Origin of the sequence: Catellatospora coxensis, assembly GCF_016862635.1 — a bacterium.
GTDB classification, from domain to species: Bacteria; Actinomycetota; Actinomycetes; order Mycobacteriales; family Micromonosporaceae; genus Catellatospora; species Catellatospora coxensis.
In genome coordinates this window covers 68,367-89,744 of the sequence record NZ_BONI01000014.1, presented here as the reverse complement: position 1 = coordinate 89,744, position 21,378 = coordinate 68,367, and the positions used below count along the sequence as shown (strand labels likewise).

Sequence of the window (21,378 nt, the reverse complement as noted above, 5' to 3'; positions counted from 1 at the left end):
GTGGTCGAGCTGACCGAGGTCACCAAGACCTACCCCGGCGGGGTACGGGCCGTGCGCGGGGTGAGCCTCGACATCGGATACGGCGAGGCGGTCGCCGTCGTCGGGCGGTCCGGGTCGGGCAAGTCCAGCCTGCTCAACCTGATCGGCACGCTGGACCGCCCGACCAGCGGCCAGGTCCGCATCGGCGGATTCGACGTGGCGGCCCTGTCCGACCGGCAGCTGTCCGGGCTGCGGGGGGCCGCGATCGGGTTCGTGTTCCAGCAGTTCCACCTGACCCCGGGCGTCGCGGTGCGCGAGGCGGTCGCCGACGGCCTGCTGTACGCGAGCGTGACCGCGCGCGAGCGGCTGCGGCGCGCCGACGCCGCCCTGGAACGGGTCGGGCTGGGCCACCGGCTGCACCACCGGCCGCACGAGCTGTCCGGCGGGGAACGGCAGCGGGTCGCGATCGCCCGCGCGCTGATCGGCGACCCGCCGCTGCTGCTGGCCGACGAACCCACCGGCAACCTCGACTCCGCCTCCGGCGAGACGGTGCTGGGCCTGCTGACGGAGCTGAACACTGCGGGCACCACGGTCGTGGTCATCACCCACGACCGGGACCTGGCGGCGCGGCTGCCGCGGCGGGTGGAGGTGTCCGACGGGCTCGTCGTACGCGACGAGCGCGAACCGGGCGCCGTGACGGTCGGGGCGGGCGCATGAGCGCCCCGCCCCGACCCGGGCGGCTGTCACCGGGCGACGTGCTGCGGGTCGGCGCGGCCGGGCTGCGGTCACGGCGGCTGCGGGTGTTCCTGTCCGCGCTCGGCATCGCGATCGGCATCGCCGCGATGATCGCCGTGGTCGGCATCTCCAGCTCCAGCCGGGCCGAACTGGACCGGCAGCTGGACGACCTGGGCACCAACCTGCTCACGGTCGAACCGGGCCGGACGTCGGACGACAAGCCCGCGCAGCTGCCGGACGAGGCGATCCCCATGATCGCCCGGGTCGCGGCGGTGGAGTCGGTGTCGGCGGTCGGGCGGCTGCCCGGCGTGCACGCGTACCGCAACGAGCACGTCCACCCCGCGCAGACCGGCAGCCTCACCGTGTACGCGGGCCGGCTCGACCTGCCGGAGACGGTCGGGTTGAGCCCGCTCAGCGGGCGCTGGCTGAGCCTGCCCACCGCCGACTTCCCGACGGCGGTGCTGGGCTGGACCGCGGCGCAACGGCTCGGCATCGCCGACACCGCCGCCCGGCCGCAGATCGTGCTCGGCAGCCACCGCTTCACCGTGGTGGGCGTGCTGCGGCCGGTGCCGCTGGCCGAGGACCTGGACCGCGCCGTATTCGTCGGCTGGTCGGCGGCGACGGCGTACCTGGGCTTCGACGGGCATCCGACGACCGTCTACACGCGCACCGCCGAGGACGCGGTCGTCGCGGTGCGCAAGGTCCTCCCCCGCACCGTGCGGCCGGGCGCGCCGCACGAGGTCCTGGTCTCGCGGCCGTCCGACGCCTTGGCCGCCCGGACGATCACCGAGAACACGTTCAGCGGTCTGCTGCTCGGCCTGGGCGCGGTGGCGCTGCTGGTCGGCGGGATCGGCGTCACCAACACGATGGTGATCTCGGTGCTCGAACGCCGGTCCGAGATCGGCCTGCGCCGGGCGCTCGGGGCCACCCGCGGCCAGATCCTGCTGCAGTTCCTGGTCGAGTCGCTGCTGCTGTCGGCCCTCGGCGGCCTCGGCGGCATCGCCATCGGCGTCACGGTCACCGGCGGCTACGCGGCCACCCAGCACTGGCCCGCCGTGGTGCCGGTGTGGGCCACGGCGGGCGGGTTCGCCTCGACGCTGCTGATCGGCGCGGTCGCGGGCCTCTACCCCGCGGTCCGGGCAGCTCGGCTCACGCCGACCGAGGCGCTCGCAGGCGTCTGACCCGGCCGGCGGCGAACCCGACTGGTTCGCCGCCGGCCGCCCAGGCGAGACTTGACGGTGCTGGATCCGGCACCGCGCGAACCCTAACGCCGGCCACCGGCAGCGGTTCCCGTCGAGGTCGGCGTGACGGGGCCGTCCAGGCCGAGATGGGTGTGCAGTCGTGTCGTGAGCGGCGCGAACTCGGGCGGGGTCGGGCGGGTGGTGACCATGTAGAGGGTGAGCCGACCGGTCACCGCCGCGGCCGTGACCCGCTCACCGGGGGCGGCGTACGCCAGGGCGAGCCCGCGCGGCAGCACCGCCGGGCAGGCGAGCTTGCGGGCCAGGCGCACCGCCGTCTCGGCGGTGGCCGCCGTCCGGGGCATGCCGCCGAGTTCGGACAGCCTGCGGTGCAGCGCCTCGGTGGACATGTCGTACGTGTAGGTGACGACCGTGCGGCCCGCGAACGGGTGACGGCCCCGTCCGGTGGTGACACCGGACGGGCTGAGCACGGCCAGCCGGTCGACGGCCACCGGGACCGCGCCGACGGTCGCGGGCAGGCGCAGCTGGTTGGCGATCGCGACGAACGCGGCGTCCAGCGAGCCTTCGCCGACCCACCCCACGAGCCGGTCGCCGTGGTCGACGACCGGGGTGACGGCGGCGTCGGCGAGGAGGTCGTCGAGGGCCGGGAACAGCCACGGCGCGAGGCTGCCGAAGGTGCCGACGGTCAGCGTGCGCGACTGCGCGGCGGCACGGGTCCGGTCGAAGATCGCCTCCAGGTGGCCGAGCACGTGGGTCGCCTCGTGGCACAGCGCGCGACCGGCGGCGGTCGGGCGTGCCCCGGTGGTGTCGCGGTCGAACAGGCGCTCGCCGATACGGCGTTCGAGCGCGGCGAGGCGGTTGCTGGCGGCGGGTTGGCTGATCATCAATTCGCGCCCGGCGGCCCCGAGCGAGCCGTGCCTGGCCACGGCCTCGACCAGGCGTAGATCGTCCACCGACGGCAATGAGCTCATATGCCGAGCTTATGAGCAGCGGTCACGGATCACCGCCTACCGTCCGACGCGGCCCGGTTCGAAGATCGAAGACGTGAACCCCCGCCGTGACATCGCCGCGATGCTGACCACCACCTTGATCACCTGGACGGGACAGCGGGCCACCGCCGTCGCACTGCCACTGGTGGCCCTGGCCGAGACCGGTTCGGTCTGGACCACGGGCCTGGTCGGCGGCGCGGTCGGGTTGCCGGTGCTGACCTCCGCGTGGTGGGCACGCCGGCTGCGCCAGCGCCTGACCGGAGGCCGGACGCTGGCCTGCGTACTCGCGGTGCAGGTCGTCGGCCTGCTCGTGGTGCCCGTCGGGGTCGCGTTCGGCGGGATCTCCGCAGCCCATCTCGCGGCCACCGGGCTGATCACCGGCTGCGCGACCGCGCTGAGCGGGCCCGCCCAGCGGGCGCTGCTGGCCGACCTCGGCGACCGGGTCGGGCCGACTGCCGCGACGAAGGCGCTGGCCTGGCAGGACTTCCTGCACCGGGTGACGATGATCTTCGCGCCACCGCTGGCCGGGTGGGCCGTGGCCCAGGGCGGCACGATGCCACTGCTGTGGGCCGAAGCCACCGGCGTCGCCGTCGCCGCGCTGCTCATGCTCGGTGTACGCGGCACCGCGGCACCCGCGGCCGAGCTCGATGTCGCGCCGCCGCTGCGCGACGTGTTGCGCCGCCACCGCGACATCCGCATCGGTGTCACCATGTCGGCCGTCGGCGGGCTCGTGTGGTTCGCGTTCACGCTCGGGCTGGCCATCCTCGGCGCGCAGACCGCACGGCCCGGGATCCTGGTGTCGGCGGCGCTGACCGGCTACGGGATCGGCTCGCTCGCCGGGGCGCTGCTCGCGCCCACCCTCGTGCCGCGGCTGCCGATGCTGGCCACGATGGCGACCGGCTGGGCGGCGCTGGGTGTCACGTTCCTGGCACTGCCCGCCCTGACCGGGTCGCCGGCCCTGCTCGGATGCGCCGCGGCGGCCGGCGGATTCTTCATGCCGCTGGGCATCGGCGCGCTGAACCGGCTCATCAGCACCACCACGGAAGGGGCCGACCGCCGGGCGGCGTTCGCCGCCGAAAGCCTGCTGCACGACGGCGCGGTCTCCACCGGGCTGCTGCTCGGCGGCGCGGTCATCGGCCTGGCCGGGGCGGGCCCGACACTGATCGCCGCCGGGGCGGTGCAGCTGGGAGTGGCGCTGCTGGCGGTCCCCCGCCGCCCGCGCTGGTTTCGGACCGCCGCCACGCCGGCAGCCAACGCCTGACGTCGCAGGCCGAACCGCCGTCAGGCGAGCTGCTGCCGGAGCCAGTTCGGGTCGGGGTTGACGTGCGACCGGTCGCCGATGACGACGGTCGGCACCGTCTCGTCCCCGCCGGTGATGGCGCGCACCGCGGCCGCCCCGTCCGGGTCGCGCCAGATGTCGACCCAGTGCGCCCGCCGCGCTCCGGCCGGACCGAGCCGGGCGCGCAGGCGCAGGCAGAACGGGCAGCCCGTGCGCCAGTACACGATGGGTCTGCCGTCCTCGGCGGCGCGCCGCTGCGCTTCGGCGGCGGCGATCGACCGCGGGAAGGCCAGCGGCGACAGGATGAACGCGAGCAGCCCGAACAGCACCGCGAGCACCGCCCCGGCGACCGGGGAGCCGGTGGCGACCTGCCGTGCCGCCATCGCCGCGCCGCTGATCGCGATCAGCGTCGGGAACATCCATCTGCGTGCCATGCGCCAGACGCTATCGGGCATCGCCCGAGCCGGGTAACCCGCGTTCGGGCGAAGCCGATCTCCAGGCCGACCTGGCACACCGCAACCCATTGATGAATGACCATGTGTGCGGCATGATCTGCCCATGGTGGGTCGTGAGGGTGGACGCTCGATCGAGCAGGCCGTGACCGAAGCCGGCCTGGGTGAGCTGCGGGGCCGCTACCGGCCCGCGATCGCCGCCGACATCGTCGTCGTCGTCTGCGTCGCCGCGCTGGCTCTGCTGCTGCTGACCCTCAACGACGGCGTGGGCGCGGTCATCGCGATGGGCGTGGGCGTGCTCGCACTGGCGGCGATCGCCGCGCTGGTCACCTGGCGCAAGGCCAACACGTGGCTGCACCTGTACACCGGCGGGACCCTGACCGTCGATCCTCAGGGCACGGCCACCTCGGTGGTGACCTGGCAGGATGTCGCGCACCTGCGGTACTGGACCAGGGTCACCAACCTCGGCACCGCGTACGTCGAGGTGCCGATCTGCCGGCTGGACCTGACCAATGGCGAGGTCGTCGACCTGAGCAAACCGCGCTACAAGGAACTGCCGGAGATCGTGTCGTTCGTGGACGCCAACATCTCCGCGATCAAGCTCCCGCTCAAGATCGAAGAACTTCGCAAGACCGGCGCCGCGGTCTTCGGGCCGATCACACTCGCCGCCGACGGGGTGCGCTGGCGCGATTCGCTGGTGCCGTGGCACGCCATCACGCGGGTCGAGGCAGCCAAGACCCGCCTGAAGATCTGGACCGACAGCCGCCGCCCGGCGGTGTCGCAGCTGCTCAGCGCCGTTCCCGAACTCACGGTGCTGATCCACATGTTCGGGCACTGGCAGGAGCTGCAGCAGCCCGACCCGCCGGCCACGTCCACGGAGTCACAGCGCAAGACGTCCTGACAGCACGAACATTCCCACGCGGCGGTCCGTCGCGGTCGCCGCAAGATGATGTCCGGCGATCACCGCCGCTTCACGCGGCCGCCATGCGTGCGTCGCCGCCACGACAGCGGACGCCCGCACGCTGCTGGCGATCCCGTCAGGAGGCCATGGTGAAGACAGCGAACCTGATCGCCAACCCGGGCGCCGACGTCGGCACCGGCGGCGCCGGCACGCCGACCCCGGTGATCCCCGGGTGGACCACCATCGAGGGCGTCGCGGCCGTCATCGCGTACGGCAGCAGCGGTTATCCGACCGCGTCCAGCCCCGGGCCGACCGATCGCGGCGCGAACTTCCTCGGCGGCGGCGACTCCCCGCGCACCCGGCTCACGCAGCAGATCACGCTGCCGATGACGGCGCAGATCGACGCGGGCACGGTCCTGTTCGACGTCGGCGGTTGGCTGGGCGGCTACGCGGCCCAGGACGACGGCGTACGCCTGTCCGTCGAGTTCCTCGACGCCGCCGCCCGCCCCCTCGGCGTGGTCGTGCTCGGCCCGGTCACCGCCGCCGAACGCGCGAACACGACCGGCCTGCTGCGCCGCGCCCAGACCGGCACCGTGCCGCCCGGCAGCCGCACCGCCCGGGTGCTGCTGCTGTTCACCCGCGACGGCAACGTCTCCAACGACGGCTACGCCGACAGCCTCTGGCTCATCCTGTCCACACCGGACGTGAACCTGCTCGCCAACCCGGGCGGCGACGCCGGCCCCGGCGGCAGCGGCGGCGCGACCGCGTCGATCCCCGGCTGGACGCACCTGGAGGGCGGCACGGCCGTCATCACGTACGGCACCAGCGGGTATCCGAACTCCGCCAGCCCCGGACCGGCCGACCGCGGTGTCAACTTCCTCGGCGGCGGCACCTCGGCCCGCAGCCGCATCGGGCAGAGCGTGACGCTGCCCGGCACCGCGGCGATCGACGCCGGCACCGCCCGCTACGACGTGGCGGCCTGGCTCGGCGGGTACGCCGACCAGAACGACACCGCGCAGCTGTCCGTCGCGTTCCGCAACGCCGCCGGGCAGACCCTGGCCACGGTGGTGCTCGGGCCGGTCACCGCCGCGCAGCGCGCCGACACCACCGGGATGCTGTCGCGCACCGCGGCCGGCGCCGTGCCCGTGGGCAGCCGCACCGCGCAGGTCGAGCTGCTGTTCGTGCGCTCCGGCGGCGCCTCCAACGACGGCTACGTCGACTCCCTGTCCCTGAGCATCACCGGAGGAGCCTGATGGCCCTGCACCGCCGCCAACTGCTGCAGGCCGCCGCCGGCGCGGGCGCGCTGGCCACCGCGTGGCCGCTGGCCCGGGAACTCGGCCCGCGGGCCGCCTACGCCGCCGCCGCGGCACTGGGCGCGAGCTGGGATCCGGCCCCGTTCACCCTCGGTGTCGGCTCCGGCGACCCGCTGCCGACCAGCGTCGTGCTGTGGACCCGGCTGGCCCCGGACCCCCTCACGGACGTGCAGCCGCTGCCCGACATCGTGCAGGTCGACTGGAGCGTCGCCACCGACGCGGCGATGAGCGACGTGGTCGCGTCCGGGTCGGTCGCCGCGTCGGTGCTGCTCGGGCACAGTGTCCACATCGTCGTCGACGGGTTGAGCGCCGGGCGGCGCTACCACTACCGGTTCCGGGCGCTGGGCCAGTACAGCCGGGTCGGGCGGACGAAGACCGCGCCGGTCGGCTCGGTGAACCTGGTCCGGTTCGCGTCGCTGAACTGCCAGCACTACCAGTCCGGCGAGTACCCGGGGATGCGCGACATCGCCGCCGACGCCAACCTGGACTTCGTGGTGCACCTCGGCGACTACGTGTACGAGGGCTCGGAGCTGGGCACCGCGTACACCCTGAACGACTACCGCAAGCTGCACGCGCTGTACAAGGGCGACCCGCTGCTGCGCGACGTGCACGCCGCGCACCCGTTCTACCTGACCTGGGACGATCACGAGGTCGTCAACGACTACACCGGTTCGCGTGGCGCGGCGAGTTTCGTGGCCCGCCGCTCGGCGGCCTACCAGGGCTGGTACGAGCACCTGCCGCTGCGGCTGGAGGGCTCCGACACGGCGCTGCCCGACCCGCGCATCTACCGCCACCGCAAGTGGGGCGACCTGCTGGAGCTGGTCATCCTCGACCTGCGGCAGTACCGCACCGAGCAGAACCTCACCGGCGGGTCGATCCTGGGCGCGACGCAGAAGCAGTGGGTCAAGGACCGGATCTCCCAGCGCGGCGGCGGCTGGCACTGCTGGGTCAACTCGATCTTCCTCAGCCAGCAGCGCAACCCCGACGGCGGATACATGTTCACCGACCAGTGGGACGGCTTCCGGGCCGAGCGCACCGAACTGCTCACCTACGCCCAGCAGCAGGGCATCGCCGACTTCGTCACCATCACCGGCGACTGGCACAGCGCGTTCGTGCAGGACGTGCGCCCCGACTTCGACAACCTGGCCGCACCGGTGATCGGGACCGAGTTCGTGGCGCACTCGACGACCTCGGGGGCGTACTCGGCGAGCTGGAACGCGACCAACGGGCCGCGGCTCGGGCAGGCCAACCCGCACCTGCAGTACTTCGAGGGCAACCGGTACGGCTACGACCTGTACGAGGTGACGCCGCAGCGCTGGACGACCCGGCTGCGGGTGGTCGGCGACCGCGCCAACCCCAACGCCACGGTCAGCACGCTGACCAGCTGGCACGTCGACCGGGGCCGCGCCGGGGCGTACGAGGACCCGGCGACCAGGGGTTCGGCGGCCCAATACCGGCGATGACCAGGCTTTCTTGACAACGTACAACCGATTGGTTGTATATTTGGGGCGTGGCCGAGCAGAGCGAGGACCAAGCAGACGCCTTCTTCCACGCCCTGGCCGACCGCACCCGGCGCGACATCATGCGCCGCGTGCTGGCCGGGCAGCACTCGGTCTCCGCGCTCGCGGCGAAGTACGACATGAGCTTCGCCGCGGTGCAGAAACACGTCGCCGTGCTGGAGAAGGCCGGCCTGCTCACCAAGCTGCGCAGCGGCCGCGAGCAGCTGGTCAGCGGCGACGTGGCGGCGGTGCGCTCGGTGGCGTCCATGCTCGCCGAGCTGGAGCAGGTGTGGCGCGGCCGCATCGCGCGCATCGACGAGCTCATCGCATCCGATACCGACCAGGAGGACTGAACCATGCCCGTGACCGACGTCCGGCACGACCTCGACAACCTGACGCTGACCATCACCGCCGACTTCGCCGCCCCGGTGGCCCGGATCTGGCAGCTCTACGCCGACCCGCGCCAGCTGGAGAAGGTATGGGGCCCGCCGACCTACCCGGCGACCGTGGTCGAGCACGACCTGCGGCCCGGCGGGCGCGTCACCTACTTCATGACCGGCCCCGAGGGCGACAAGCACGCCGGCTACTGGCTGGTCACCGCCGTCGACGAGCCGTCGAGCCTGTCCTTCGACGACGGCTTCGCCGACCTGGACTTCAACCCGAGCCCGACGATGCCCGTCTCCAAGAACGTCTACACCTTCACCGCCCGCGACGGCGGCACCCGGGCGACGTACGTGAGCACCTACGAGTCCGCCGAGCAGCTGCAGCAGGTGCTCGACATGGGCATCGTCGAGGGCGCCTCGCTGGCGATCAACCAGATCGACGAGCTGCTCGCCGCGTAGCGAGCCGCCGGGGACGGCCGCCTCCGCCGACGCCGGTGCGGCCCCGCCGCGAAGGCGTCCGGCGAGGCGGCCTCGCTTGGGCCCACTGCGCTACTCCCTGCCGACCCAGGTGGCGACACAGACCTCATTGCCTTCCGGATCGGCCAGCACCCACCACTTCGGCGCGTGCTCGGCGGTAACCAGGCGGCCTCCGGCGGCGAGCGCGGCGGCGACCCGCGCCTGGGCCTGCTCGTGCGGCACGGCGACGTCGAGGTGTACGCGGTTGCGCTCCGGGCGCGGAGCCTCCATGCACTGGAAGCCGACACCCGGGCCACGGCCTCGCGGGTCGGACAGGTAGTCGTCGCCGATCTGGCCGTAGCCCAGCACCGCACGCCAGAACGGCAGCACGTCCGCGCCGACCAGTGCATCGATCGTGACGTTGACGAGCTGGACGGCGGTCGGATCGGCCGGCAGCCCCAATTCCTTCGCGGCGGCCGAGATCCTGCGGGCCAGCGCGACGTCCCGGACCGTCAGGCTCACCGTGACACCCGCAGGCCGCAGATCGACCCGCAGCTGCGGTTCGGCGGGTCCGGCGAGCCGGCCGATCTCGTCGACGAGTGCGACGCCGTCGGCGAGCGATCCGGTCCGGAAGTGGGCCGAGACCAGGTGGTACAGGACGCGCCAGTCGTCGACGCCGTCTGCCGCATGGAACTGCGCGGCCGAGATCCGCTCGGTCATGGCCGCGAAGCTAACACCACAATCAGCAGGAAGGCACAGCTGCCGACCCACCTGGTCCCCGGCTACGACCGGAAGAGCCGGCTGCCCGCGGTCACCTTCGACGACCTGGTCCAAGCCCTCACCGAGGACGGCGTTCAGCTCGAACTGCGCTGATCCGGCACGTCGCGTACCAGCCTGACCAGCATCGAGGTGTCCTGGTTGTTGCCCACGAACTCCGCGAACCCGCCGCCGGCGAACGTCCAGCCGCCGTCGGCGATGATCGAACGGAGCCGGTCCAGGGGCATCCGGACGGCCGCCACGGGCATCCTCCACTCTCCTGCGACGACCTGCTCGGCCCGCTCGGCGAGCGCATCGAGGGTGGCGAACTCGTCCGGCGCGGCAGCGTCGACCTCGAACCAGTCGCCTTCGGACGCCACCCGCAGCAGGATCGCCTCGGCTGCCTCCGGCCCGTCGATGTCCTCCTCGATCCAGTCGTGTTCGAAGTAGGAGAAGCGGAGAAGGATGCTCTGCACAGGCATCCGCGAATCGTACAAACAGCGACGGCCTCACCCCGAGCGCGAGGCCGGCCGAAGCGCTGGTCTCCATACGGGCGACCGGCTGACGAGCCGAGGCGAGCCGTGGTTGGTATGGTGCCCGCCATGATCAGCACTGACGCTCGGCGAGTGTCGCGCGTCCTCGTGCGCGGTCAAGCCCCGTCGCTGGACGGCCGCAGCTTTTCACCCCCGGTCTGAACAGCCGAACGCACATCCGACCCGGCGACAGCGCACCGCGCAGAAAGCCTTCGATGCCGACCAACCCTCGCCTCAGCCCCATGGCCGCATTGCCCGTCCGGCACCTCGTACGCACGGTGCGCTGGTATGTCCTGCACAGCTGGTGGCTGCTGCTGCCGCTGTTCGGCTGCTCCTGCCTGGGCGGGCTGGGTTTCCTGTACGTGGGGCTGCTGGCGCGGCGCACGGCCTGGTGGGTATCGGGTCTGGGCTACCTCGGGGTGAGTGTCCTCTCGTTCGCGCTGCGGGACGGGTTCGAGACGGACACCCCCGCCAAGGCGCTGGGGGTCGCCCTGTTCATCGCCGGCTGGCTGGGCAGCGTCATCCACAGCATCGTGGTCAACGTCCTGTGGCTGCAGTGGCTGGCCGACCCCACGCCCCGTCCGCGGCACCAGCCGACCCCGGCCGTCGCGTCCGCCTGGCCTGGCGGCCCGGTGCCCGCGGCACCGCCGGCGAGCCCGCCCGCGGTTCCGCTCCCACCGCAGGTCCCGGCGACGCCCCCACCGGCGGGCATGGTCGACGTCAACACGGTCAGCGCCGAGCAGCTGGCCGGGCTGCCCTTCTTCGACGCCGCACGGGCCGAGCGCGTCCTCGCCGAGCGGCACAGCCGGGGCCGGTTCGGCTATGTCGAGGAGTTCGCGGCCGCCGCGCAGCTGGCGCCGCACGAGTACACGCGCCTGCTGCCGATGCTCGTGGTCATCACGCGCGGCTGACGCCGTCGCGCCGAGCCCGTCCGGTTCCCGCTCCGGAACCGGGCGAATGCGGCCGACCGCACAGCGCGACCCGCTCCGGCGGCGGACGGTGATTCATGCGGATGCGGCTACCGATGATCAGGTCCGGCCTGGGCCGCTTCATGCCTTCGGCCACCCGTTGACCGCGCAGGTGCCAGGCCCTGTCAGCCCAGCGGCCGAGCACACCGGGTCCACGCGCGACGTGCCGCGGATGCAAAGATCCGTCACCTACGTGGCGGGTGACATCCAGCAACAGGTGAGGTGAACGTGGGCAGAGCCGTCTCCGGCCGGGAGCGACGTGCCGTCGTGGCACGGGCGAAGGCCGCCCGCGATGCCGCCCACGCACTGCTGACCGGCGAGCAGGAAGCCCTCGCCCGCATCGGCGAGGCCGCCGCCAAACTGCGCAGGTGTCTCGCCGACGGGCGCCTCGACGCGACGTTGATCGGCGACCTGCGCGCCACCAGTGCCGGCCACGGCCTGCGCACGCAGCCGTATCACGCGGCCGGTCTCTACACCGTCGGTCAGCTGATGAAGATGCGCGACCGGCTCGAGAGCCTGCGCGGCGTCGGGCCGGCGACCGCAGCGCAGACCAGAGCGGCGATCACCGCACTCGCCCAGGTGGTCGCCGCGCAGGTGGACCCGAGACCGGACGCCGCACGCCGTACGCCGCTCGACACCGCGCTGCTGCTGGAGCTGGCCCGGCTGCAGCACCACCGGCAGGAGCTCGGCCCGGTCCTTCCTGCCGCGCGCGACGTCCGCACCGCGCTGAACGGGCACCTGGCCGGAGCCCGCCGCGCGGCGACCCGCCGGCTGGGGATCGGACGTTCGGCCGCGAACCGTGCCGACGACGACGCCGCGCTCGCGGCCGTCACCGACGCGATGGGATCGGCGGGTCTGCGTCCGGCCGTCGAGTCGGTGCTGTCGGCGCACGGCCGGATGTCGGCCCTGACGGTGACCGAGCAGGTGTGGGACGACTACCACCGCCACCAGGACCAATACCTCGCTCTGCTCGCCGAGGCCGAACGCGGCGCGGCCAAGCCGAGCGACGACGTCCCGCCCGGCCTGATGCGGTGCCTGCTCGGGATCGTGCTCATCGGCGCACCGCTGGCACCGCTGTTCCAGCAGAGCGACCTGCTGGACGGCAGCCCCGAGCACATCGCGATGCGCATCGTCTCGCTGCTGGTGGGCGGCTACCTGCTGGCCTGGGGCCGGTGGGCCTGGAAGGAGTCGAGGTGGGCGCCGGTGCCGGTCCCCGGGGCCGGTTCCGCGCCGCGCGCCGCCGACCTGCGGAAGGCTCCGGGCTTCGGGCGAATCCTCTTCGGGGTGGTCTGGCTGTTCCTGACCATCGTGCCGCCCGACAACGGCGTCTTCGGCGGCCACACGGCCCAGGACGTGGTGAAGATCGTGTGGATCGTGGTGTCGGCCGTCGCGCTGGTCTGGGGCATGCTGGCCCGCACGACCAGCCGGGGACGCAAGCGGGCTGCGGCACCGCCCGTGCCGGTGGCACAAGCCCCTGCGCCGGCGCGCCTCGCACCGGCGCCGGTGCCGCATCCGCCGACCCCGCAGGCGCCCGCGCCGCCCGCAGCCGCGCCGCTGCCGCGCCTGCCCCTGGCCGAGCCTGCGCCGCAGACGCCTCCCGCACCGGTGGCCGCGCGGGCCACCGCCCGCACGCCGGTGCCGCCGGCCGCGCATCCGGCCCGGTGGGTGCCGGGTGGCGAGCCGGTGCAGGTCGGCTTCCTGACGATCAACGGCGGCCTGGTGTATGTCGGGCAGGGCCTGTTCGCCGACGGGATGGCTGAGCCGTCCCTGATCGACCCGGCGCTGCCCGTCGACTACCGCCGGCCCGACTGGAGCGGCACCAGCCCGTACCACGTGCCGAGCTACGCGCAGCTCACGCCCGGTGCCCGCGCCGCATACCTGACCTGGCTCGGCGACGGACGCTGCTACCCCGACGCGCCGACGGCTTTCGCCTTCCTGTTCCTGTACGGCCTGGAGCGGCGGGTCCTGCTCGACCTCGCCACCGCCGCGGACCCCGCCGCGGATCTGGCGCACATCACCGATCAGGTGCTGAACCTGCTGGCGGAGTACGGCGGCGACCGGCCGTTCGCGACGCACGCCGCCCGGTTCCTGCTGCTGCTGCGGGCGCTGCAGACCCGCGACACGGCGCAGCTGCCGCACCGGGCGATCGCCGTGTCCGCCGAGCGGGGCTCGGCTCCGCTGAGCCTGCGGCTGGCCCTGGCCGCGTACGCCGCGACAGGCACGCCCGTGCCCGCCGACTGGGCACTGACCTGGGCGCGCCACCAGCCGGCTGTCTATCTCGGCTCCAGCGGCACCCGGTACGTCCACCGGTTCGACGAGCTGTTCCGCATCCGCTACACCCAGCAGTTCGCAGCCGGGATGCGCGTCAATCCGAAACTGGAACACGTCTCGCTGCCCTACCGCCCGGCCAACCCGGCCGCGCCGCGCCAGCAGCTCACGCTGGCGGGCTGGCCCGACGTGTTCGACTCCCCCATCCCCGTGGCGCACCTGGCCGAACTCGCCCGGTCCGCCCACGCCGACCTGCAGCCGTACTACCGGTGGCTGGACGCCAACCCGCACCGCCCGGAAACCCTGACGGCCGTGTCACTGCTGCCCCGCGAGCTGGTCCGCGATGACCACAGCGCCGTCGCGGCCCTGCGCCGGTGGGCCGACAAGCGCCTCGACGGCCGGCAGCACGCGCTGGTCAACGCGGGCACGCTGAACGGGTTGTGGCCCGAAGGCGGCATGGACGGGATCAGCGTCCTGCTGCGGCTGCTGGGACAGCTCGGGTTCGGCATCGAGCCCGACCCGCGTACCAGCCGGGCGGAGCTCACCGACGTGGTCGTGCTGTTCCGGGCCGAAGACGAGACCGCTCCGGCGACCGGCGGCGCGTACACCGCGGCGGCGACGCTGCTGCGGCTCGCGGTCACCGTCAGCGCCGCCGACGGCGACATCAGCGCCGACGAGCAGGAACTTCTGATCGCACACCTGCGTACCGGCCTGCACCTGACCAGGGCCGAGCAGGTGCGCCTGGAGGCCCACCTGCAGTGGCTCATCGCGAGCGGCACGCGCCTCGCGGGCATCAAGGACCGGCTCGCGCGGCTGACCCGGGACCAGTCCGAGAAGATCGGACGGTTCCTGGTGGCCGTCGCGGCGGCCGACGGTGTCATCTCCCCGCCAGAGGTGGTGACGCTGCGGAAGATCTACGACCTGATCGGCCTGCCGCCCACCCTGCTCGCCGACGAGCTGGACCAGCTGACGGGCGTCGCAACGGCCCAGGTCGCCCCGGACTCCCCCGCACCGGCCGGCCCGGTGGCCGTGCCGCCGCCCGCGGCGAACCCCGCGGTCTCACCGGCGCGCCCCGTCACCGCCGGCCCGGCCGCAGACCGCAGGCATCGCGCGGTACCCGGGCTGGACGCCGAGGTGCTGGCCGCGAAGCTGCACGAGACGGCCAGCGTGGCCGCCCTGCTGACCAGCATCTTCGCCGAGCACGATGCCCAGCCCGCCGTCGCCGCGCGGCCGGTCGCGCCCGCACCCGCCGCCGTGCCGGACGTGGCCGTGCCGCTGGCGGGCCTGGACGCGGCACACGCCGCGCTGCTGACGGAGCTGCTGACCCGGCCTTCGTGGCCGCGCGCCGAGTTCGACCGGCTGGCCGCCCGGCACGGCCTGATGCCCGCCGGAGCGATCGAGGTCCTCAACGAGGCCGCGTACGAAGCGGTCGACGACGCGATCCTCGACGGCGACGACGAGCTTGTGATCAACGAATACGTACTGAAAGAGGCAGGCCGATGAGCAGCGAGCCGGTGACCACCCCGACCCGTGTCCGTCCCCGTGAGCGCGACGCGATCCTGCAGTCGCTGCGGGCCGGTGTCGTGCCGCGGATCGGGCACCAGCACATCCAGGTCGGCCGGTACACCGAGATCAGGGCGCTGCTGGCCGACATCGACCGCGTCGCCGACGGCGGGGCGGGCAGCCGGTTCGTCATCGGCGACTACGGCTCGGGCAAGACGTTCTTCCTGCACCTGATCCGGTCCATCGCGATGGAGAAGCGGCTGGTCACGGTGCACGCCGATCTGTCGCCGAGCCGTCGGCTGCACGCCACCTCCGGCCAGGCCCGAAGCCTGTACGCGGAGCTGATGCGCAACATGGCCACCCGGGCCAAACCCGACGGCGGCGCGATGGCCTCGGTCGTGGAGCGATTCGTGTCCCAGGTCCTGACGCAGGCCCGCGACTCCGGGCAGGGACCGCAGGCCGTCATGCGCCAGCGGCTCGACAGCCTGTCGGAGCTGACCGGCGGCTATGACTTCGCCGACGTCGTCCAGCGGTACTGGCAGGGCCACGACGGCGGCAACGAGCAGCTGAAGAACGACGCCGTGCGGTGGCTGCGCGGCGAGTTCACGAGCAAGACCGACGCGCGCCAGGCGCTGGGCGTGCGCACCATCGTCGACGACCACAGCTTCTACGACCACCTCAAGCTGCTGTCGAGGTTCGTGGAGATGGCCGGCTACGACGGCCTGCTCGTGTGCCTCGACGAGATGGTCAACCTGTACAAGCTGTCCAGCACCCAGGCCCGCAACGCCAACTACGAGCAGATCCTGCGCATCATCAACGACAGCATGCAGGGCTCCGCGTCGCACCTGGGGTTCCTGTTCGCCGGCACCCCCGAGTTCCTCACCGACACCCGCCGTGGCCTGTACTCCTACCAGGCGCTGCAGTCGCGGCTGACGGAGAACACGTTCGCCCGGGACGGGCTCGTCGACCACTCCGGGCCGGTGCTGCGCCTGGCCAACCTGACCCCGGAGGACTTCTACGTCCTGCTGAGCAACCTGCGGCACGTGTACTCCGGCGGCGACCAGGCCGCGTACCTGCTGCCCGACGACGGGCTGCACGCGTTCATGCGGCACTGCGCCGACCGTGTCGGCGACGCCTACTTCCGCACGCCGCGTAACACGATCAAGGCGTTCCTCGACCTGCTGGCGGTGCTGGAGCAGAACCCCGGCCAGGACTGGCGGGTCCTGCTGGGCGGCGTCGCCATCGCCGCCGACAGCAATCCCGACCTGGACCCGATCGACGCCGACACGGACGGCAGCGATGACGAGCTGGCCACCTTCCGGCTCTGAGGGCGCCCCGGCCGGCGCCTACGACCTGCTCCACCCCGGCGTCCAGAAGTGGGTCTACGAGAAGGGCTGGCGGCGCCTGCGCGACGCCCAGGAGAAGGCGACCGGGCCGATCCTGGCCGGCGACACCGACGTCATCGTCGCGGCCGCCACCGCCGGCGGCAAGACCGAAGCCGCGTGGCTGCCGATCTGCTCGGCGCTGCTGGCCGAGGACGACCGGCACGGGCAGCGGACGCGCGGCGTACGCGCGCTGTACCTCAGCCCGCTGAAGGCGCTCATCAACGACCAGCACCAGCGCCTGGAGGACCTCTGCGCCGGCCTCGGCGTGCCCGTCCACCCCTGGCACGGCGACGTCGCGGCCGCGCACAAGTCCCGCGCGCTCACCGACCCCGACGGCGTCCTGCTCATCACGCCCGAATCGGTCGAGGCGCTGTTCGTCAACCGCGGGTCGCAGGTCGCCAAGCTGTTCGGCAACCTGCGTTACATCGTCGTCGACGAGATGCACTCGTTCCTCGGAACCGAGCGCGGCGCCCAGCTGCAGTCGCTCCTGCACCGCATCGAACTCGCGATCCGGCGCCGCGTCCCCCGGGTGGGCCTGTCCGCGACGCTCGGGGACTTCACCGCCGCGGCCGAGTTCCTCCGACCCGGCGCGGGCGCCCGCGTGGAGATCGTCCAGTCCGCCGAGGCGGGCACGCAGATAAGCCTGCAGGTCAAGGGCTACACCTTCACCGCACCCGACCCGGCTCTCGGCCGGAGCAGCAGGCGCGGCGACCAGAACGCGGCGGCGATCGCCGCGCACCTGTTCGGCACGCTGCGCGGCGCCAACAACCTCGTCTTCGCCAACAGCCGCCGGGACGTCGAGACCTACACCGACCTGCTCAACCGGCTGTGCGCGGACGCGGGGGTGCCGCAGGAGTTCGTGCCCCATCACGGCGGCCTGTCGAAGGAGCTTCGCGAGCAGGTCGAGAGCCGGCTGAAGGCGAACTCCGCGCCGGTCACCGCGGTGTGCACGTCGACGCTGGAGATGGGTGTCGACATCGGGGCGGTGGCCTCGGTCGCGCAGATCGGCGCGCCGGCCGGCGTCGCCGCGCTGCGGCAGCGCCTGGGCCGCTCCGGACGCCGCGACGGCAGCGACGCGGTGCTGCGGGTGTACGTGTCCGAACCGGAACCGACCGGCCACGCCACACCCGCCGACCGGCTGCGTACGGAGCTCTTCCACACCTGCGCGGTCATCGAGATGCTGCTCGGCGGCCGCTACGAGCTACCGGATCCCGGCAGCCCGCACCTGTCCACGCTCGTTCAGCAGATCCTGTCCGTCGCCGCCCAGCACGGCGGGGTCGCGGCGCGGCAGCTGCACGGCGCGCTGTGCGCGCACGGCCCCTTCACCACCGTCGACCAGGCCACGTTCGCCGAGCTGCTGCGCACCATGGGGCAGCATGAGCTGCTGATGCAGGACGCCGACGGCCGGCTGCTGCCCGGAAGCCGCGGCGAGGAGCTGATCAACCACTACGGATTCTTCACGGCCTTCCACACCCGCGCCGAATTCCGGCTCGTCGCGGGCGGCGAGACGATCGGGTCCATGCCCGTCGATCCCAGCATCATGGCCGGGTCGCTGCTGGTCTTCGCCGGACGGCGATGGAAGGTCCTGAACGTGGAGGACCGGCAGCGGGTCATCGAACTGACCGCCGCCGCCGGCGGGCAGGCGCCCAGGTTCCTCGGCGGTGGCGGCCCCGAGGTGACCGACGCGGTACGCCAGGCCATGCGCGGCCTCTACCTGTCCGAGGACGTGCCGCGCTACCTCGACCGTGCCGCGCGGCGGCTGTTCCAGGAAGGCCGCGACGCGTTCCACCAGCAGGGGCACGCCGAGTCCAGGATCTTCACCTGGGGCGGTGAGACGCTGATCTACCCGTGGCGCGGCGACCGGATCATGACGACGCTCACCATCCTGCTCGCCGGCCAGGGACTCGAGGTGGCGGCGACCGGACCGGCTCTCACCGTCCAGTCCCGCACACCTGATCGGATACATGACGTGCTGCAGCAGCTCGCGGCCATGCCGCACCCGGACCCGCTGGAGCTCGCCCGAGCCGCGGCCGACAAGCGGCACGACAAGTACGACGAGTACCTCAGCCAGGACCTGCTCGACCGCGCCTACGCGGCACGAGCGCTGGACGTGCCGGGCGCCTGGGAGTCGCTGCTCGAGATCGCCCGCTGACTGACCGGCGGGTCCCAGGGTCGCGGGCGTGCGGGTCCGCGCCGCGGCTGCCGCAGGCCGCGATGTCGACCCTGGTAACGTCGTGATCATGTCGGTTCTGGTCGCGTTCTCCGTCTCACCGGTCGGCGCCGGGGAGGACGTCGGCGCCCTGGTCGCCGAGGCTGTCCGGGTGGTTCGCGCCTCGGGCCTGCCCAACCACACCGACGCGATGTTCACCACCGTCGAAGGCGAGTCCTGGGACGAGGTGATGGCCGTGGTCAAGGCCGCCACCGAGGCGGTCAAGGCCAAGTCGCCACGGGTGGGCGTCGTGCTGAAGCTGGACTGGCGCGACGGCGTCAGCGGGGCGCTGCACGCCAAGGTCGCCACGGTCGAACGCCACCTCGCCGCCGGCTGACCCGCCGAGCTGCGCGCGTGGACATCACATGGGAACGCTGGACCGGCCGGAACCTGGTCCGGTCTCGGGGCGACGATGGACGTTGACGGTTTCTGGGCGGTCATCGGCGGTGCCAGGCGGCGCTGCAGCGGTGACTGGACCGGTGTTCCGGCGATCGTCGCCAGGACGCTCAGCTGGCTGCCGGCCCAGGAGATCGCCGACTTCGCGCAGCTGCACGACCGCTTCGAACACGGAGCGTACCGCGAAGACCTACGGGCTGCCTGCTTCCTGATCAACGGCGGGTACGACTCCGACGACCTGTTCCTCTGTTTCCGCAACTGGCTGCTCGTGCAAGGCCGCGCGGTCTACGAGGCCGCGCTCGCCGACCCCGACAGCCTCGCCGACGTGCCCGCCGCGACGGCCGTCACCGCGACAGGCGACGACCTCGCCGACTGCGAGGAGTTCCTCAACGTCGCCGGACGCGCCTGGGACCGCGTCACCGGAACCGAGGAGGATGGCCTCTGGTACGAGCTGGAACGTCGGCAGTACCAGGTGAGACGAGACCGTGTCCCGCTCCCCGCCGGCCGCCCGATCAAGCGGACCGACCGGGACCGGATGCTCGCGGTGCTGCCGCGCCTCGGTGCGCTGTTCTATGACCGCGCGATACGCAGGCTCGGCACCGACCGCACTGCGACAAGCTCGACGTAGGAGCAGGCGGCGCCCGCCGATCGGTGGACGCCGCCTGGGTGAGTGCCCGTTCAGACCGGCACCACCGGCCTACCGGTAGGTGATGTCGCTCTCCTTGACCTTGCAGTTGCTGTCGTTCCAGCCTTCGCCGAGGTAGGAGGGTTCGCTGCCCTTGGGCACGCCCTTGTACTTGCCGCACACGGTGGCGCTGGAGCTGTTGATCAGGGTGACCCGGGTGATGGTCGCGATGTCGCCCCAGTTGCTGTTGATCCCGGCGACCATGTCGATGTCGTCCAGGATCACATTATCGATCTTGACGTTGCGCTGGTACGAGCTGGAGCAGTTGCCGCAGGCCCGGTACAGCTTGCCGGCGGACTTCAGGTAGAAGTTGCTGATGCTCACGGTGCCGTTGCCGTTGTGCTGGAACACCTTGTCGCTGCCGGAGCGGGCGCCGCCGCCGATGACGTACGACGTGCCGCCGCCGGTGCCCTTGAACGTGGCGGCGTCCTCGCCGATGTCGTTCCACCACACGTTGCGCAGCGTGCAGGTGCCCTCGCAGTGCACGCCGTCGCCGGCGGGCGAGCCGAGGATGACGTTCTGCAGCGTGGCGCCGTTGGCCAGCTTGAACATCGGGTCCTGGCTCTCGCCCTGGCCGCCGTCGCCGATGCAGCAGTAGGTCTTCATGCCGCCGTCGAAGGTGCCGGAGACGCTGACGGTGCCCGAGATGCTGACCGACCCGGCCGAAGACGGCCACGTGGTGCTCGGGCCGCCGCTGCCGCCGGTCGGGCTGGGCGCGGGCGTCGGGTTGCCGCCGCTGCCCACCTTGACGAGGCGGAACTGCTGGTTGGTGCCGTTGAGGTCCTGGTACTGCGAGATCCGGGCGCCGTCAGCCGACGACCACTCCCACACGTCGAGGGCCTTGCCGCTGTTGCGGTTCTTGAACCGGACCACGTTGTTGCCGTTGTCCAGCAGCGAGAACTGCTGGTAGTACGCGGTGCTGCCGGCGCCGGAGGCCATCTGGACGGTGGCGCCGTCGGCGGTGCTGCTGCCGGCGATCTCGATGACCTTGCCGCTGGCCTTCGACTTGAGGCGGTAGTAGCCGCTGCCCATGTCGAGGAACTGGAACTGCTGGTTGGACGCCGAGCCGTCCGACGTGCGCTGCACGACAGCGCCGCCGCTGCCTTCGATCGCCTTGCCGCTGAACACGTTGACCAGCTGGTAGTAAGCGCTGGTGTCGATGGTGGCGGCCGACGCCGGCATCATCGAGGCCAGGGCGACGCCGCCGACGACCGTCGCGACCGTGGCCATCGCGAGTGTCAGGCGTAGCCGCGGTCGCCGCCTCCGGGCGGTGGGTGTTGCTTGCATGGGTTCCTCCGTAGGGTCCGCCGATGATCCAATTCGGGGAATGAGGATGGGAGAGGTGCAGGGACGGTGCGTAACCGGGTAAGCGCTTACCAAGCCGTACCGTAGGGCATCCACCAGGACTGGTCAATAGGAGATGTTCGATGGTGGGAGCGTTCCCGTTTTCCGCGTCGTTCAGTCGTCCCTGGCTGACGAGGTCAGCAGCG

Annotated in this window: 19 protein-coding genes; 14 read left to right on the top strand and 5 right to left on the bottom strand. The window is 72.5% G+C overall.

Going from position 1 to position 21,378, the window contains the following annotated elements; all coding sequences use genetic code 11:
• Together Cco03nite_RS10395 and Cco03nite_RS10390 are read left to right on the top strand one after the other, a co-directional pair.
• Complete coding sequence (locus Cco03nite_RS10395) at positions 1 to 696, top strand: ABC transporter ATP-binding protein (RefSeq protein ID WP_203691784.1); 696 nt, start codon at positions 1 to 3, stop codon at positions 694 to 696.
• Positions 693 to 1,895, top strand: coding sequence for an ABC transporter permease (locus Cco03nite_RS10390; protein WP_203691659.1), 1,203 nt, complete (start codon positions 693 to 695; stop codon positions 1,893 to 1,895). Before Cco03nite_RS10395 ends, Cco03nite_RS10390 begins: the two co-directional genes overlap by 4 nt.
• Before the next feature lie 83 nt (positions 1,896 to 1,978).
• On the opposite strand, the gene Cco03nite_RS10385 is transcribed toward Cco03nite_RS10390, so the two are convergent.
• On the bottom strand, positions 1,979 to 2,884 hold the full coding sequence (locus tag Cco03nite_RS10385; RefSeq protein WP_203691657.1) for a LysR family transcriptional regulator: 906 nt from the start codon (positions 2,882 to 2,884) through the stop codon (positions 1,979 to 1,981).
• Between the two features lie 73 nt (positions 2,885 to 2,957).
• On the opposite strand from Cco03nite_RS10385, the gene Cco03nite_RS10380 reads away from it, so the two are divergent.
• Complete coding sequence (locus Cco03nite_RS10380; protein ID WP_239167268.1) at positions 2,958 to 4,163, top strand: MFS transporter; 1,206 nt, start codon at positions 2,958 to 2,960, stop codon at positions 4,161 to 4,163.
• A 20-nt stretch (positions 4,164 to 4,183) separates the two neighbouring features.
• Here Cco03nite_RS10380 and Cco03nite_RS10375 read toward each other — a convergent pair whose 3' ends face one another.
• The gene (locus Cco03nite_RS10375) at positions 4,184 to 4,615 is read right to left on the bottom strand and encodes a glutaredoxin family protein (RefSeq protein ID WP_203691655.1); all 432 of its coding nucleotides are present in this window, start codon (positions 4,613 to 4,615) and stop codon (positions 4,184 to 4,186) included.
• 124 nt (positions 4,616 to 4,739) lie between these two features.
• Between Cco03nite_RS10375 and Cco03nite_RS10370 the strand changes: the two genes are divergently transcribed.
• The 5 genes from Cco03nite_RS10370 to Cco03nite_RS10350 all read left to right on the top strand — a co-directional run bounded on the left by Cco03nite_RS10370 (position 4,740) and on the right by Cco03nite_RS10350 (position 9,188).
• Positions 4,740 to 5,534 carry a DUF6585 family protein gene (locus tag Cco03nite_RS10370; protein ID WP_203691653.1) on the top strand — a complete coding sequence of 265 codons (795 nt, stop codon included), beginning with the start codon at positions 4,740 to 4,742 and terminating at the stop codon, positions 5,532 to 5,534.
• A gap of 146 nt (positions 5,535 to 5,680) precedes the next feature.
• A complete protein-coding gene (locus Cco03nite_RS10365; protein ID WP_203691651.1) occupies positions 5,681 to 6,787 on the top strand; it encodes a hypothetical protein in 1,107 nt (368 codons plus the stop codon).
• A complete protein-coding gene (locus tag Cco03nite_RS10360) occupies positions 6,787 to 8,310 on the top strand; it encodes an alkaline phosphatase D family protein (protein ID WP_203691649.1) in 1,524 nt (507 codons plus the stop codon). The genes Cco03nite_RS10365 and Cco03nite_RS10360 overlap by 1 nt, the downstream gene beginning before the upstream one ends.
• Before the next feature lie 47 nt (positions 8,311 to 8,357).
• Entirely contained in the window at positions 8,358 to 8,699 is a 342-nt protein-coding gene (locus Cco03nite_RS10355) for an ArsR/SmtB family transcription factor (protein WP_203691647.1), read from the top strand.
• 3 nt (positions 8,700 to 8,702) lie between these two features.
• Positions 8,703 to 9,188, top strand: a complete 486-nt coding sequence (locus Cco03nite_RS10350) for an SRPBCC family protein (RefSeq protein WP_203691645.1) — start codon at positions 8,703 to 8,705, stop codon at positions 9,186 to 9,188.
• A 90-nt stretch (positions 9,189 to 9,278) separates the two neighbouring features.
• Here the strand turns inward: Cco03nite_RS10350 and Cco03nite_RS10345 are convergent, their stop codons facing one another.
• Positions 9,279 to 9,905 carry a 4a-hydroxytetrahydrobiopterin dehydratase family protein gene (locus Cco03nite_RS10345; protein ID WP_203691643.1) on the bottom strand — a complete coding sequence of 209 codons (627 nt, stop codon included), beginning with the start codon at positions 9,903 to 9,905 and terminating at the stop codon, positions 9,279 to 9,281.
• Positions 9,906 to 10,039: 134 nt separating this feature from the next.
• Positions 10,040 to 10,423 (bottom strand): hypothetical protein, encoded by a 384-nt coding sequence (locus Cco03nite_RS10340; protein ID WP_203691641.1) that lies wholly within the window; start codon positions 10,421 to 10,423, stop codon positions 10,040 to 10,042.
• 293 nt (positions 10,424 to 10,716) lie between these two features.
• Here Cco03nite_RS10340 and Cco03nite_RS10335 point away from each other — a divergent pair, with 293 nt between their 5' ends.
• The 6 genes from Cco03nite_RS10335 (at position 10,717) to Cco03nite_RS10310 (ending at position 19,831) form a co-directional block, all read left to right on the top strand.
• Positions 10,717 to 11,385 carry a ComEA family DNA-binding protein gene (locus tag Cco03nite_RS10335; protein WP_203691639.1) on the top strand — a complete coding sequence of 223 codons (669 nt, stop codon included), beginning with the start codon at positions 10,717 to 10,719 and terminating at the stop codon, positions 11,383 to 11,385.
• Positions 11,386 to 11,670: 285 nt separating this feature from the next.
• Complete coding sequence (locus tag Cco03nite_RS10330; RefSeq protein ID WP_203691631.1) at positions 11,671 to 15,213, top strand: tellurite resistance TerB family protein; 3,543 nt, start codon at positions 11,671 to 11,673, stop codon at positions 15,211 to 15,213.
• On the top strand, positions 15,210 to 16,541 hold the full coding sequence (locus Cco03nite_RS10325) for an ATP-binding protein (RefSeq protein WP_203691629.1): 1,332 nt from the start codon (positions 15,210 to 15,212) through the stop codon (positions 16,539 to 16,541). Before Cco03nite_RS10330 ends, Cco03nite_RS10325 begins: the two co-directional genes overlap by 4 nt.
• A complete protein-coding gene (locus Cco03nite_RS10320) occupies positions 16,513 to 18,750 on the top strand; it encodes a DEAD/DEAH box helicase (protein WP_203691627.1) in 2,238 nt (745 codons plus the stop codon). The genes Cco03nite_RS10325 and Cco03nite_RS10320 overlap by 29 nt, the downstream gene beginning before the upstream one ends.
• 88 nt (positions 18,751 to 18,838) lie before the next feature.
• Positions 18,839 to 19,144, top strand: a complete 306-nt coding sequence (locus Cco03nite_RS10315) for an MTH1187 family thiamine-binding protein (protein ID WP_203691618.1) — start codon at positions 18,839 to 18,841, stop codon at positions 19,142 to 19,144.
• Between the two features lie 75 nt (positions 19,145 to 19,219).
• Complete coding sequence (locus Cco03nite_RS10310) at positions 19,220 to 19,831, top strand: DUF4240 domain-containing protein (protein WP_203691616.1); 612 nt, start codon at positions 19,220 to 19,222, stop codon at positions 19,829 to 19,831.
• Between the two features lie 69 nt (positions 19,832 to 19,900).
• Here Cco03nite_RS10310 and Cco03nite_RS10305 read toward each other — a convergent pair whose 3' ends face one another.
• Positions 19,901 to 21,118 (bottom strand): pectate lyase, encoded by a 1,218-nt coding sequence (locus Cco03nite_RS10305; RefSeq protein WP_239167267.1) that lies wholly within the window; start codon positions 21,116 to 21,118, stop codon positions 19,901 to 19,903.
• Positions 21,119 to 21,378 lie beyond the last annotated feature (260 nt).